This window comes from Mangrovicella endophytica (genome assembly GCF_002893625.1).
In the GTDB taxonomy this organism is placed as follows: Bacteria; Pseudomonadota; Alphaproteobacteria; order Rhizobiales; family Rhizobiaceae; genus Mangrovicella; species Mangrovicella endophytica.
In genome coordinates, this window is record NZ_PKMZ01000001.1 from 929766 (window position 1) to 943587 (window position 13822).

The following is a 13822-nucleotide window of genomic DNA, read 5'->3' on the forward strand; positions in this document are numbered from 1 at the left end:
ACGACGTTCCTGTTGAGACCAGCAGACGGCGCTTCGAAGCGCCGCGGTCCGGTGGTAAGGCTTTGATCATTCGACGGACCGAGCGAAACGAGAGAGCCTGCACTGGCAGGGCGATGCTCGTGGATGGGCCGGCGCGATGACGAGCAGGCGAGGATAGGCGATGGCTGAACAGGCGGGGACAGGCGGAACGGCATCTCTGCCGGCCTTCATCCACTTGAGGGTGCACAGCGCCTATTCGCTTCTCGAAGGGGCGCTGCGCGTCGAGCAGATCGTCAAGCACGCCAAGACCGATGGTGCTCCGGCCATCGGCATCTGCGACACCAACAACCTCTTCGGCGCACTCGAATTTTCGGAAAAGGCGGCGAAGTCCGGCATCCAGCCGATCGTGGGATGTCAGCTCGAGGTCGACTTCGGCGACGAGACGACGGAGGGCAGCCGCGGCGAAAAGGTGCCGGCCGGCACGCCGCCACTGGTGTTCATCGCCATGGACGATGTCGGCTATGCCAACCTCGTCGAGATCGTCTCGCTCGCCTATCTCGGCCACGACCGCAGCGAGCGGCCGCACGTCCTGGCCGAATGGCTGGACGGCCGCAGCGACGGCATCATTGCGCTGACCGGCGGCCCGCTCGGACCCATCGGCACCCTTCTGGCGGCTGGGCGCGAGCCGCTGGCTCGCACGCGGCTGGAGCGCCTGGCGGCGCTTTATCCGGACCGTCTCTATGTCGAACTGCAGCGCCAGGAGGGCGGCAGCCGCAGCGTCGAAGCCAAGACGCTGTCGCTCGCTTATGAGCTCGAGCTGCCGTTGGTCGCGACCAACGAACCATACTTCTCCTGCCCTGACGATTTCGACGCCCATGACGCGCTGCTGGCTGTGGCGAGCAACCGCCTCGTCAGCAATGAGGATCGCCGCCGGCTCTCGCGCGACCATTGCCTGAAGTCGCAGAAAGAGATGGCGGCACTGTTCGCCGACCTGCCGGAGGCGCTGGCCAATACGGTGGAGATCGCGCAGCGCTGCTCCTTCCGCCCGCGGACGCGCAAGCCGATCCTGCCCCGCTTCGCCGGCGCGGACGCGGATGCGGCCGAGGCTGAGCGCGCGGAGGCGGCCGAGCTCCGCCGCCAGGCGATCGAAGGGTTGGAGGCCCGCCTCAGGACGCATGGCACGGCGCCCGGCCACGACGCAGCGGTCTATCGCGAACGCCTCGATTTCGAGCTCTCGATCATCGAGCGGATGAAGTTTCCGGGCTACTTCCTGATCGTCTCGGACTTCATCAAATGGGCGAAGAACCAGGGCATCCCGGTCGGGCCAGGCCGCGGTTCGGGTGCCGGCTCGCTGGTCGCCTATTCGCTGACGATCACCGACCTCGATCCCTTGCGGTTCTCGCTGCTCTTCGAGCGCTTCCTCAATCCTGAGCGCGTGTCGATGCCGGACTTCGACATCGACTTCTGCCAGGATCGCCGCGGCGAGGTGATCCGCTACGTCCAGGAGAAGTACGGGCGCGAGCAGGTCGGGCAGATCATCACCTTCGGAACGCTGCAGGCGCGCGCCGTGCTGCGCGACGTCGGCCGCGTCCTCGAAATGTCCTACGGCCATGTCGACAAGCTGTCGAAGCTGGTGCCGCAGAACCCGGCCAACCCGGTGACGCTCGCCAAGGCGCTGGAGGAGGAGCCGCGGCTGCAGGAGGCGCGCGAGAAGGAGGAGGTCGTCGACCGGCTCATCTCCATCGCGCTGAAGCTGGAAGGCCTCTACCGCCACGCCTCGACCCACGCAGCCGGCATCGTCATCGGCGACCGGCCGCTGTCGAAGCTGGTGCCGATGTACCGCGATCCGCGCTCCGACATGCCGGTGACGCAGTACAACATGAAGTGGGTCGAGCAGGCGGGGCTGGTGAAGTTCGACTTCCTCGGCCTGAAGACGCTGACGACGCTGCAGACCGCTGTGTCGCTGATCGCCCGCAAGGGCGTCGACATCGACCTGTCGGCACTGCCGCTCGACGACGCGACGACCTATCAGATGCTCACCCGTGGCGAGACGGTCGGCGTCTTCCAGGTGGAATCGGTCGGCATGCGCAAGGCGCTGATCGGCATGCGGCCGGACCAGTTCGAGGACATCATCGCCCTCGTCGCGCTGTATCGCCCGGGTCCGATGGAGAACATCCCGACCTACAATGCGCGCAAGCACGGCGAGGAAGAGCCGGACTACCTGCACGAGAAGATCGCGCCGATCCTGAAGGAGACCCAAGGGGTCATCATCTACCAGGAACAGGTGATGCAGATCGCCCAGGTCCTGTCCGGCTATTCGCTGGGCGAGGCGGACCTCTTGCGCCGCGCCATGGGCAAGAAGATCCGTGCTGAGATGGACCAGCAGCGGGTCCGCTTCGTCGACGGCGCCATCAAGAACGGGCTCGAAAAGGCGCAGGCGAACCTGATCTTCGATCTGCTCGCCAAGTTCGCCGACTACGGCTTCAACAAGAGCCATGCGGCGGCCTATGCGCTGGTCGCCTACCAGACGGCCTATCTGAAGGCCAACCACCCCGTCGAGTTCCTGGCCGCGTCGATGACGCTCGACACCGGCAATACCGAGAAGCTGAACGACTTCCGCATGGACGCGATGCGCCTCGGCATTCAGATCGTGGCGCCCTCGGTGCAGACCTCGTTCAAGCCCTTCGAAGTGGATGGCAATCGCATCTTCTACTCGCTGGCGGCGATCAAGGGTGTCGGCGAACAGGCGGTTGAGCACATCATCGAAAAACGGGACGGCAAGCCCTTCCGCAGCCTCGAGGACTTCTGCACCCGTATCGATCCGAAGGTGGTCAACAAGCGCACGCTGGAGAACCTGATCGCCGCGGGCGCTCTTGATTGCTTCGGCCATGATCGCGCCAGGCTTATCGCCAATCTCGAGCGCATCGCGGCCTACAGCTCGAGGGTTCATGAGGGCCGGGCCAGCGGACAGTCGGACATGTTCGGCTCGGCTGGCGGTGAGCCGGAACCGCTGCGTCTCGCCGAGGCGCAGCTCTGGACCTCGTCCGAGCGGCTGATGCGCGAGTTCCAGGCGATCGGCTTCTACCTCTCGGCGCATCCGCTCGACGAGTACAAGGCGACGCTGAAGCGGCTGAATATCCGCCCGCATGCGGAGCTGGTGACGACCGTCAAGCGCGGTGCCACCGCCGGGAAGCTCGCGGGCACGGTGACGTCAAGGCAGGAGAGGCGCACCCGGACGGGGGGCAAGATCGGCATCGTTCAGCTCTCCGATTCCAGCGGCCAGTACGAGGTGGTGCTGTTCACCGAGACGCTGTCCGCGTTCCGCGACCAGCTGGACCCCGGCGCCTCCGTCATCCTGACCGTGTCGGCGCAGGAGCGGCCCGAAGGCATCTCCTTCCAGGTGCAGAGCGTCCAGTCGCTGGAGAATGAGGCCGTGCGCATGCAGCAGGCGCTGCGCATCTTCCTGCGTGACGCCAAGCCGCTGAACGCCTTCCGCTCGCAGCTGAGGCCGGGCGGCGACAGCGAGGTCTCGCTCGTGCTGGTGCGCGACGATGGCGAGCGCGAGGTCGAGATCGCGCTACCCGGCCGCTACCGGGTCTCGCCGCAGATGGCGAGTGCGGTGAAGGCGGCAACCGGTGTCCTTGACGTCCAGCTGGTGTAGCCGCCTGGCGCCTTCAGCCGGCAAAAGCGACCTCGCTCCTGCGCCGATCGCGGCGGCTGGTGGAAACGGCTCGGCGGCAGGCGGACATCGATCGTCGAGCGCGCCGACCAGCAATGAAGGTCGCCAGCGCCCGGCTCAGGCGATGGATCAGGATCGTGAATCGACGTCTCAGCGCCGGCGCGCAACCGACTCGTTCGACTGGGGATCTTGCCTCGCAGCCGACTGAAGATCTCGCCGCGCAGCGTCTTCGGCCGGCGCCTGCGGCTTGAACGTATATCCGGTCTCGATCGACTTGACGCCGAACCGGTCCCGCAGCGCGTCGAGCGCTGCCTCGGCCTTTGCCTTCTTGCCCGCGCGCGGATCGACGAGGTCGCTCGGGTCGGCACGGGTAGCGGGCGAGAAGTCGGCGCAGCCGATGCCGATCAGGCGGAACGGCGTGCCGTCGATCTCCTTCTCCATCAGCGCCCGTCCGGTTTCGAAGATGCGGTCGGCAAGGCGCGTCGGGTCGGCGAGCTTGCGGTTGCGCGTACGGATGCGGAAGTCGGCGCTCTTCATCTTCAACACGATGGTCGAGGCGGAAAGGTCGGTCGCCTTTAGCCGCCGTGCGACCTTCTCGGAGAGCTGGCGCAGCACCGGGATCAGTTCGGCAGCGGTCGCCATGTCGTCGTTGAACGTTGTCTCGGCGGAGATGCTCTTGGCCTCGCCGCGCGGGCTGACCGACCGCGTGTCGATGCCGCGCGCGAGCCGGGATAGCCGCTGCCCCGTCGAGCCGTAGCGGCGCATCAGCTCCATCTCCTCCATCTGCTGAAGCTGGCCGATGGTGCGCAGCCCATCGCGCTGCAGCACGCTGTCCATCGCCTGGCCGATGCCCCAGATGGCCGTGATCGGCTTCTCGGCCAGGAACCGCAGGGTCTCGGCCTTGCCGATGACGGAGAAGCCGCGCGGCTTCTGCAGGTCGCTCGCGATCTTGGCGAGGAACTTGTTGTGCGATAGGCCAATCGAGACGGTGATGCCGAGTTCGGCCTGGATCGAGCGCGCGAGCCTGGCGAGTGTGATGGCAGGTGGGCTGCCATGCAGCCTCTCGGTACCCGAGAGATCAAGAAAGGCCTCGTCGATCGATAGCGGCTCGACCAGCGGCGTCACGCTGCGCATGCGCTCGCGCACGGCACGGCCCACCTCGGCATATTTCTGCATGTCCGGCTTCAGCACCACCGCTTCCGGGCAGAGCTTCAGCGCCTTGAACATCGGCATGGCCGACTTCACGCCGTGGATGCGGGCGATATAGCAGGCCGTCGAGACAACGCCGCGCCGTCCGCCGCCGATGATCACCGGCCGGTCTGCGAGCTCAGGTCTGTCGCGCTTTTCCACCGCGGCAAAGAAGGCGTCGCAGTCGATATGGGCGATAGCGAGCGCGAACAGCTCTTCATGCGCGACGACGCGCGGGCTGCCGCACGCGGTGCAGCGGCGCGCCGACGCTGCCTGCAGCTGCAGGCAGTCGCGGCAGAAGCTCTGTGACGTCTCGCTCGGCATGATGGATCCTCGGCGCAACACCGAGTTTCGGTCCTCTCCGGCCTCGGTCGCAAGCCCGAAGCGGCGCTTGCACAGATTATCCCGTGAGATCAGTCTGCGGCAGCGCGCAGGATCGTCCTGATCGCGGCCTCTGCCTCCGGCCAGCTTCGCGCCTCGAACGCGCCCGCCGGCAGCGGCGGCAGGTGGGAGCGGAACACGGCGCTCGCCATCAGGTGAACGAGATGGGTGGAGGGGGCGCTCCTGCGCACACCCTCGAGGTTCGGCGGCAGGTCATCCGCAAAGATCACCGGTCCGTTCCAGCGCTCCGTCAGCTCGGCGACGACGGCGCCCTTCGATCGCTCCGTCGCGATCATCGGGTAGGGCAGCCCGACCGCATCCAGCAGACAGCGGCGGCGCTCGTAGTAGGAGGGCGTCATCGCCGTCAGGAACACGATGTCGGCCTCGGCTGACAGCCGCTCCAGCGCTTCGCGTACGCCGGCGACAGGTGGCTGGCGCGTCTCCTGCTCGTCGTAGAGGAGCGTCATGATGCGGTTGAGCTCGCCGCCGCCGACCGCGGCGCCGGTCGAGATCGAGCGGACATTGCCGGTCAGCCGGAAGCTTTCCGCATGCAGCCGGGCGCCATGCTCCTCCAGGAGGCGGGCGAAGGGGTCGATGAACTCAAGCACCACCTCGTCGATATCAAGCACGATGAGGGCGTCGCGGCTGCGAGGCAGGTCCGCGACGGCGGGCCCGGCCGAGACGGGCGCGCGCTTCACTGCGGCGTCTCGCCATAGCTGCCCGCCAGCGCCCGCCGGGCCTCGGCGACCTGTTCAGGCCGGACATTCGCGGCCGCCGCGAAGGCGATCAGAGTCGGCTCGTGCGCGAGGATGAAGTCGAGCAGCCCGGCGAAGAAGGCCGGCTGGGTCGCAGCCTGCCGAAGCTGCCCCGGTTCCAGCCCGCTCATGGCGAGAAAGCGGCCCAGCAACGCCGGCTCCTCGGCCAGGTACTCCAAGGCTCGGATGCCGAGCGCCTCGGCCCAGCCCTCGTCTTTTTCGTGTCCGTTGCGGTCGCTCTTAAGCAAGTCTTCATCCTTAACGGTTTCACACCGGCGGATTCCCAATTCTTAAATGAAATTCCGCTAAGCCTAGTCGCACGGATAGCGAATAATGGCCTCCAGAGCGAGGTCGGCCCATGGGAGTATCGCGGATGCCCAAGACCGTGATGATCGTTGAGGACAACGAACTCAACATGAAGCTCTTCCGCGACCTCATCGAGGCGCATGGCTACCGCACGGTTCAAACCCGCAGCGGACTGACCGCCGTGGATCTGGCGCGCGAGAATCGGCCGGACCTCATCCTCATGGATATCCAGCTGCCGGAAATTTCCGGCCTCGATGTCACGCGGCGGCTGAAGGAGGATCACGACCTCCACACCATCCCGATCATCGCGGTCACCGCCTTCGCCATGAAGGGCGACGAGGAGCGCATCCGCCAGGGCGGCTGCGAGGCCTACATCTCGAAGCCCATTTCCGTCACCAAGTTCATCGAGACCATCAAGTCCTTCCTCGGCGACGCGTGAGGGTACCATGACGGCGAGGGTCCTCATCGTCGACGACAACGAGATCAACCTCAGGCTGATGAAGGCGAGGCTGCAGGCCGAGTATTTCGAGGTCCTGACGGCTGAGAGCGGCGCGGAGGCGATCGGGATCTGCGCCAGCCAGTCCGTCGACCTGGTGCTGCTCGACGTCATGATGCCGGACATGGACGGCTATGAGGTCTGCCGCCGCCTCAAGCGCGATCCCCGCACGCTGCATATCCCGGTGGTGCTGGTGACGGCGCTCGATCAGCCGTCCGATCGCGTGGAGGGCCTCGAGGCGGGTGCCGACGATTTCCTCACCAAGCCCGTCCGCGATCTGCAGCTGTTTTCCCGCGTGCGCAGTCTGGTCCGCCTGAAGCTCCTGACCGACGAATTGCGCGGCCGTGCCGAGACGACGGTCGATCTGGTCGCCCGCAGCAGCATCATGGCGCCGCTCGGCGAGATGGGGGACCGGGGCCGGCTTCTGATCCATGCGCAGAGCGAAGCGGCCGCAGCGCGCATCGCCGCACCGCTTCGGAGCCTGCATGATGTCGAGGTCCTTCATGATCATGAGGCGGTACGCGCCGCGGCAATGACGGGCACCGCGGACCTCATCCTCATCGATCTTCAGGCCGGCGAAGGCGATCCACTGCGGCTGTGCTCGCAGCTGCGATCGGGTGAGGCGACGCGGCGAATCCCGATTCTCGTCGTCGCCGACGCGGCCGACGAGGCCCGCACCGCGCGTGCGCTCGAGATCGGCGCGACGGACTACATCCTGCGGCCGATCGATCGCAACGAGCTGGCCGCCCGCATCCGAACCCAGATCCGCCGGCGCCGGTACGAGGAGGGACTGCGCCGCTCGGTCGAGGCAACGATCGAACTCGCCATTCGCGATCCGCTGACCGGCCTGCACAACCGCCGTTTTCTGGAACTCCATCTGGCCAGCGCCATTGGCCGCGCCGACACCGACCGGCGGGCGCTGTCGCTGCTCGTCGCCGACATCGATCACTTCAAGCGCATCAATGACGGCTGGGGCCACGATGCCGGCGATGCGGCGCTTCGCCAGTTCGCGGACCGGCTGCGCAACGCTTTGCGCATCAGCGATCTGGCCTGCCGCTACGGCGGGGAGGAGTTCGTCGTGCTGATGCCGGATACCGCCGAAGCAACGGCGGTTGCGATCGCCGAGCGCCTGCGAGCCACGGTCGCCGGTTCGATCTTCGAGATCGCCGGCGAACCCCTGGTGGTCACCGTCAGCGTCGGCGTCGCGACATTCAGGGGGCCGACGGACGATGCGGCGGGCCTTCTCAAACGCGCCGACCAGGCGCTCTACGAGGCCAAGCGCTCGGGGCGCAACCGCGTCATGACGCTGGCGGCCTGAAGGCGGCCGTGCACGAGCTGCCGCTGCGAGAGGGTTCGCCCCTCTAAAAGCAACCGACAAGCGTCGGGGGCGCCCAATCTTAACCATTCCTTAAAGGATTGGCTCTGAACGTCGTCTTTTCATTGCATTTACAGCGTGTTTGGGCGAGGTTCTACGCGTCAGGCAAGATCGGTCCGCCGCCAAGCGGACCATCCGACCCCCATGGAATGCTCAGGTCCGCCGCATCTCCTGGGTCCCGTGGGGCGGCCGGTCGGCATCCGGAACTCAGCGGTTTCCTCGTACCGCATGCCCGGACTTGCCGGCCGGCCACTTGGCCCTGCCGGCATCGGCCCTTACAGTCGAACTCTGAACACAACGGACAACTGCTGGCAGGCTGTGCGTATCGGCCGGCAGGCTGCCGCACCGCCTGCAGCCTCAAGGCACGGGCGGCATGCGGACGCGATCCGCCGCAAAGGCCGCTGCCGCAGGTTCGGCAGCGAAGATGTGATGCTCTACCTTTTTCAAACCGTCGTCGCATCTGCGCTACCCGCCGCAGATGGTTGGCGCACGACCAGGTGAGCGTCCCGCTATAGAGCGGGTGAGGCCGCTACCGCAACCTTCCGATACACCTGCAGGAACGCCTCCTGGCGACCGACCCCAGGCGACTGCGTCAGAGTGGAGGTGCCACGGAAGGTCCGCACGAACTGCAGCCCCTTTCCGTCGACGATGGTCTGCGGAAGATCGTCCCCGACGATCCAGTCCTTTGGAGCGAAGAAGTCGTTCGGCGGCGTCTTGACGTAGGTGAAGACGAGGCCGTCCACCTGAGCGTTGTTGCCTGCCATAAACTGCTCGTGCGTCGGCATGAGAACGATGTTGTGGATCTTGGACAGGCCCGTCGGCAGGGAGTGATTGATCAGAACGACGTCGTCTTGGCGGAAGGTCGACGCAAGCGCCGCTTCTGCCCCGTCGAAGTCGAGATAGGCGGCCTGATTGGCGATGACCGCGGGCTTCAGGCGCTCGTATGGCAGGGTGTAGGTCGAGAACCATAGGGCCGTGGTGACGACTGCCAAGACGATCTGGATGATCTGTGCGGCACGCGGGCGATCGAGAGCGACTGCCATGCGCTGCGTGCTGACGAAGATGAACAGCACGAGCAGGGGCACCGCAGGCATGAAGTAACGTGGCTGCGCATTGACATTGCGATCGATGCCGTAGGTCAGGATCGGCAGCAGCAGCAGGATGCCGGCCCCGACCGCCAGCTTCCGCTCGACACCCCGCGTGGAGAACGGTGCCAGCAACAGCAGGCCCATGCCGAGGATCGACATCTGGTTCTTGTCGAACAGCGCGAGGAACTGGACGACCAGCTTCGTTGCGATGCGTGCGCCATCCAATAGGCCGAGGCCCGTCTTGGCGAAATACTGGATGTAGAAGTCGACAGGACTGCCGCCGCCTACGGCATGGCCGAGCAGGTTGAATGCAGCGCCCAAGGCGAAATACGTCACGACGAAGCCCGCGAAAAGCGGGAGGGTCGGATGAAGGAAGATGCTTCGCCCCTGCCGTGAGTAGAATAGCGGAAGAACGAAGATCGCGGAGACGAGCTGCCCGCGCGAGTGGGCCAGAACACCGGCTGTCGCACCAAGGACGAGCGGGCGCAGGCCGCAGCAGAAGAGCAGCCAGAGAAGGATCACGAAGCAGGTGTAGCCGATCCCGTCCGAGCCGGGATTGATGCGCAGGCGCATCACCGGAAGAAAGTTGACGATGACGAACATCAGGACGGCCAGCCAGCTGTTCAGGAAGCGCCGTCCCAGCAGATAAAGGAGCACATTCCCGATGAGGAAGCAGCCGAACGAGATCCACTGCATGTACTCAAGACGCATCCGGCCCGTGATGGTGCAGATGATGCCGTAGATCAGCGACAGCAGCTTGGACGGATAGTTCGTGCGCACGTCGAAGACGATCGAGCCGAACTGTAGTGCCTGGTAGGTCGGGACGGTTCCTCCGCCTGACAGCGCACCGTAAGGGTAGGTGAGGAACTTGTGATCCCTCACCAGACTGACGCCGGAGATTGCGTAGTGCGTGGCGTCGTGCAGCGCCATCGGATGGAAGTAGAGGAGGAAATAGAGAACGGAAAAGAGGATGACGAACGCGAGAGGGATGAGGTCCCATCGCGTGTGTCCCTCAGCCCGATCGAAGGCAGGCGTCATCGCTCGCATCCCGTCCACTGCACAAACGGCTGATCAGCTGCGCTTGCGGTAAGCGACGAGTTCCTGGGTCAAGCCAATTGCCCAGTTAAGCTTTCGGAACAGCAGGATGCCGTGCTTGGCACACTCGCCGTTCACTTCATCGAAGAAGAGCGGCCGCTCGTCCGGGAAGCGCCAGATGCCCAGCATCTCGGCGGCACCGCGGATCGTCCGATACAGTGTCGTCGGCGTCGGGTAGGTGATGACGACGAGTGCACCCGGCTTAGCTGCCGCGAAGTGGGCGCGGATGATCCGCGCCGTCTGGTCGGGATCGAAATGCTCGATGAGGCCGATGCTGTAAACGAGGTCGGATGCGGGTAGGCTCGGCTCGGCCAGAAGATCAGCCTCGAGCGCATCGACGTTGTCGGTCCCGTACTTCTGCTGGAACTTCGCAACACCCTCGTGGCTCTTGTCGACGATCGTGTAGCGCACGCTCGGATAGGTGCGGCGGAACGCCGGATAGAAGCAGCTGTCGCCCCCCCCGAACTCCATGATCTCGCCGAGGGCTTGGGGCTTGAACCTGTTCACGACGCCGAGAAGAAGCCTCTGCGTGATCTTGCGCGTCGGACTGCCGGAGCTCTTCCGCTGCGCGTAGTAGGTATTCCAATCGGTTTCAACCAACTCGCTGCCCTTTGCCCCCGACGAAAACGAACAACCTTTGAGCAGCAAAGCTCACGACGAAGATGAAGCTTTCGACGACGATCTTCGCGATGTACGGCGTCAGCCCCTCCGCCGTCAGGAAGCTGATGGCACCATAGGAGAGAAGCATCAAGCCCAGGACGAGACACACGTAGCGCAGCGTCTCGCTGAACATGTTGCCATGTGACTTGAACACGTAGGCCCGCCCGACGAAGAAGTTAAACAGGCCGGCGACCAGACGGCCCATCACCATGGACGTCAGCAGCGAGGTGCCAAACGACAGCGCGATCGCGAACACGACGTAGTCGATGAACGCCGTGACTATGGCATTCCCAATATGACGCACAAGCACGAAATAGATCGCAGCCGAATCAGCTAGAGGTCTGAAGTGTGAAGAGGCGTTATCGTCGATATAGACGGTCGATATCGGCACTTCCTGCAGGGTGTACCCCTGCGTCTTGCTGACGATCAGCATGTCGAGTTCGAAGTCGTAACCGCGGGTCGAGAGCCGCAGAAGACGCGGCACCATCGTCATCGGGATCCCGCGCAACCCCGTCTGCGTGTCGCTCGTGCGAATTCCGGTAAAGATACGCAGCACATACCGGGTCATGATGTTCCCGAACCGGCTGCGAAGCGGAACATCGGCTCGGAAGGTGCGGGTTCCCAAGATGAGTGCATGGTCTGACGCCGAGAGCGCGCGTCCAACTGCCACGATATCGGCAGAGACGTGCTGACCATCGGCATCAGCGGTCACGATGCCAACGGCGTCGGGAAGACGCGTACCGATGGCGTTGAAGCCCGTCTTGAGGGCGGCACCCTTGCCGAGATTGACGACATGCCGGACGACGATGACGCCGCGTTCGGTCAGAGCCGCGAACAGAGGATCATAAGCCTCACCGCTGCCATCGTTGACGCAGAAGACCGCCTGAAAGGCGTCGGACGCAATGATGTCTTCAGCCACGGCGATGATGGCATCCGTCGGCTTGTAGGCGGGGATCAATAATACTGGGCGAACGTCAGATTGCATGGATGAGAAACCTTGGGCCGACCGGCGCACTTCTACATCCATCCCGATCACCGTCAATGACAGGCCGTGCACGAAAGCACTCAATCACCGCTTCAGCACCCAGGCAGTCGAATCAGCGACACGGGTCTTTTCGGCGGGTGGTGTGATCTTGGCGCCCCACAAACGAAAACGCCGCCCAATGGGCGGCGCGATCGGGGACGAGACGGAACGCTTACTTGATCTTCGTCTCGCGGAACTCGACGTGCTTGCGCACGATCGGGTCGTACTTCGTCTTCGTCATCTTTTCCGTCATCGTCCGGCTGTTCTTCTTCGCCGTGTAGAAGAAGCCGGTGTCGGCGGTGCTCAGCAGCTTGATCTTGATCGTGGTCGCTTTGGCCATGTCGGTCGTCCATCCGCACAGTGTTGATCGGCAGGAGCGTCAGACCATCCCAATGGTCCGTCAGGCCTGCGCGAGTTCAGGATCGATGCAGGGACGACTCGCTCAGGAGCGATACACCCATGCGTTATTGCGCCCATTCCGAGCGCAGCTTGGCGCGGACATTATTCATGCCGGGCGCCAAGTCAAGACCGCTCGGGGCTGATGAAGAGGCGTACCACCACGAGGACGAGGTAGACGGCAAAGAAGGCGGCGATGGACCAGGCAAAGCCGCCGGTGCCGAAGACGTCGAGCGAGCCGCCGATCACCTGCGGGCCGACCAGCATGCCGGCGGAATAACAGAACACAAAGGCGGCATTGGCCGAGGCGAGTTCGGCTCCGGAGAGGTGTGAGCCGAGATGGGCGAGCCCGACCGTGTAGAGACCTGCGACCGCACCGCCCCAGACGAACAGCACCGCCGCCATCAGCCACCAGTTCTGGACGAGCAACGGCAGGAACAGCGTGCCGACGAAGCCGATCGCGGCGCAGATCAGGAGCAGGATGCGACGATCGCGCAGATGGTCGGAGAGGAGGCCGATCGGAATCTGTAGAAGGACGTTGCCAAGGCCGATGGCGGAGAGGAGCTGCGCCGCGGACGCTTCGTCGAAGCCGACCCGCGAGCCGTAGACGGGGAACAGTGCGAAGCCGCCGGCCTCCACGGCGCCGAAGATCAGAACTGCCGCTGTCGCGGTCGGAACGGCTGTCAGATAGCGCCAGAAGGATCCGGGCCGGCGCTCGCCGATCACCGGCTCGCGGCCGCGCGATGCGACCAGCGGTATGCCGGCGAGAAAGATCACCAAAGCCGCAACGGCGAATGGCGCGACACCCTCCGAACCGATCTGGGAGAACAGCCATGGTCCGAGAGCAAAACCGAGCGACAGGCAACTGGCATAGATGCCAAGAACGACGCCGCGCTTGCCCGGCGGCGCGGCCGCGTTGATCCAGAACTCGGAGAGCACGAACAGCGCCGTGATCGCGAAGTGGAAGACCAGCCGCAGCGGGAACCATGTCCAGAAGGCGGTGAGATAATAGAAGGCGAGGGCGGAGGCGCCGGCGAACGCCACCGCTATCAGCATCGTCACCCGCACGCCGATCCGCCGTGCGATCAGCGTGATGATCGGAGCGCAGATGAGCGATGCGATGCCGGCGACGGCCGTGTTGGCGCCGATCATCGTTGCGGATATGCCGCGCCGCTCCAGGATTACGCTGAGAAGAGGCAGACCCAGCCCGAGAGCGATGCCGACTGCGCTGATCGACGCGATGGCAGCACCTGCCGCGATCCAGTCGACGGATTCAACCTCCCGCTCGACTTCGGACAGGATGCTCTCGTCGGTCTCGTCGGTCATGCGGACGGTCTCAGATCATTGGCCGGATGGTCGTTGAGGAAGGTAGGCGAAGGCTGCGGCGCCGGGCGAAGCCG

General features: G+C 64.8%; 11 protein-coding genes. 3 read left to right on the top strand and 8 right to left on the bottom strand.

Annotation, left to right across the window (positions count from 1 at the left end; all coding sequences use genetic code 11):
- The first annotated feature begins 160 nt into the window (after positions 1 to 160).
- Positions 161 to 3640: a DNA polymerase III subunit alpha gene (dnaE, locus tag C0R46_RS04260; RefSeq protein WP_102958293.1), complete on the top strand. Its 3480-nt coding sequence runs from the start codon at positions 161 to 163 to the stop codon at positions 3638 to 3640.
- Positions 3641 to 3808: 168 nt separating this feature from the next.
- Here dnaE and C0R46_RS04265 read toward each other — a convergent pair whose 3' ends face one another.
- The 3 genes from C0R46_RS04265 to C0R46_RS04275 form a co-directional block, all read right to left on the bottom strand.
- Positions 3809 to 5170, bottom strand: coding sequence for a DNA polymerase IV (locus tag C0R46_RS04265; RefSeq protein WP_198598229.1), 1362 nt, complete (start codon positions 5168 to 5170; stop codon positions 3809 to 3811).
- 89 nt (positions 5171 to 5259) lie between these two features.
- Complete coding sequence (locus tag C0R46_RS04270; RefSeq protein ID WP_102958294.1) at positions 5260 to 5925, bottom strand: hypothetical protein; 666 nt, start codon at positions 5923 to 5925, stop codon at positions 5260 to 5262.
- Positions 5922 to 6269: a DUF3572 domain-containing protein gene (locus C0R46_RS04275; protein WP_245413399.1), complete on the bottom strand. Its 348-nt coding sequence runs from the start codon at positions 6267 to 6269 to the stop codon at positions 5922 to 5924. The genes C0R46_RS04270 and C0R46_RS04275 overlap by 4 nt, the downstream gene beginning before the upstream one ends.
- Before the next feature lie 86 nt (positions 6270 to 6355).
- Between C0R46_RS04275 and C0R46_RS04280 the strand changes: the two genes are divergently transcribed.
- On the top strand, positions 6356 to 6727 hold the full coding sequence (locus C0R46_RS04280; protein WP_102958296.1) for a response regulator: 372 nt from the start codon (positions 6356 to 6358) through the stop codon (positions 6725 to 6727).
- Between the two features lie 7 nt (positions 6728 to 6734).
- Positions 6735 to 8102: a PleD family two-component system response regulator gene (locus tag C0R46_RS04285; protein ID WP_102958297.1), complete on the top strand. Its 1368-nt coding sequence runs from the start codon at positions 6735 to 6737 to the stop codon at positions 8100 to 8102.
- 566 nt (positions 8103 to 8668) lie between these two features.
- Here C0R46_RS04285 and C0R46_RS04290 read toward each other — a convergent pair.
- The 5 genes from C0R46_RS04290 to C0R46_RS04310 all read right to left on the bottom strand — a co-directional run bounded on the left by C0R46_RS04290 (position 8669) and on the right by C0R46_RS04310 (position 13748).
- On the bottom strand, positions 8669 to 10285 hold the full coding sequence (locus C0R46_RS04290; RefSeq protein ID WP_102958298.1) for a hypothetical protein: 1617 nt from the start codon (positions 10283 to 10285) through the stop codon (positions 8669 to 8671).
- 33 nt (positions 10286 to 10318) lie between these two features.
- Positions 10319 to 10942, bottom strand: coding sequence for a class I SAM-dependent methyltransferase (locus C0R46_RS04295; RefSeq protein ID WP_102958299.1), 624 nt, complete (start codon positions 10940 to 10942; stop codon positions 10319 to 10321).
- Positions 10935 to 12071, bottom strand: coding sequence for a bifunctional glycosyltransferase family 2/GtrA family protein (locus C0R46_RS04300; RefSeq protein WP_157944553.1), 1137 nt, complete (start codon positions 12069 to 12071; stop codon positions 10935 to 10937). The genes C0R46_RS04295 and C0R46_RS04300 overlap by 8 nt, the downstream gene beginning before the upstream one ends.
- Positions 12072 to 12198: 127 nt before the next feature.
- Positions 12199 to 12366 carry a 50S ribosomal protein L33 gene (rpmG, locus tag C0R46_RS04305; RefSeq protein WP_102958301.1) on the bottom strand — a complete coding sequence of 56 codons (168 nt, stop codon included), beginning with the start codon at positions 12364 to 12366 and terminating at the stop codon, positions 12199 to 12201.
- A 182-nt stretch (positions 12367 to 12548) separates the two neighbouring features.
- Entirely contained in the window at positions 12549 to 13748 is a 1200-nt protein-coding gene (locus C0R46_RS04310; RefSeq protein ID WP_102958302.1) for an MFS transporter, read from the bottom strand.
- Between the last annotated feature and the right edge of the window lie 74 nt (positions 13749 to 13822).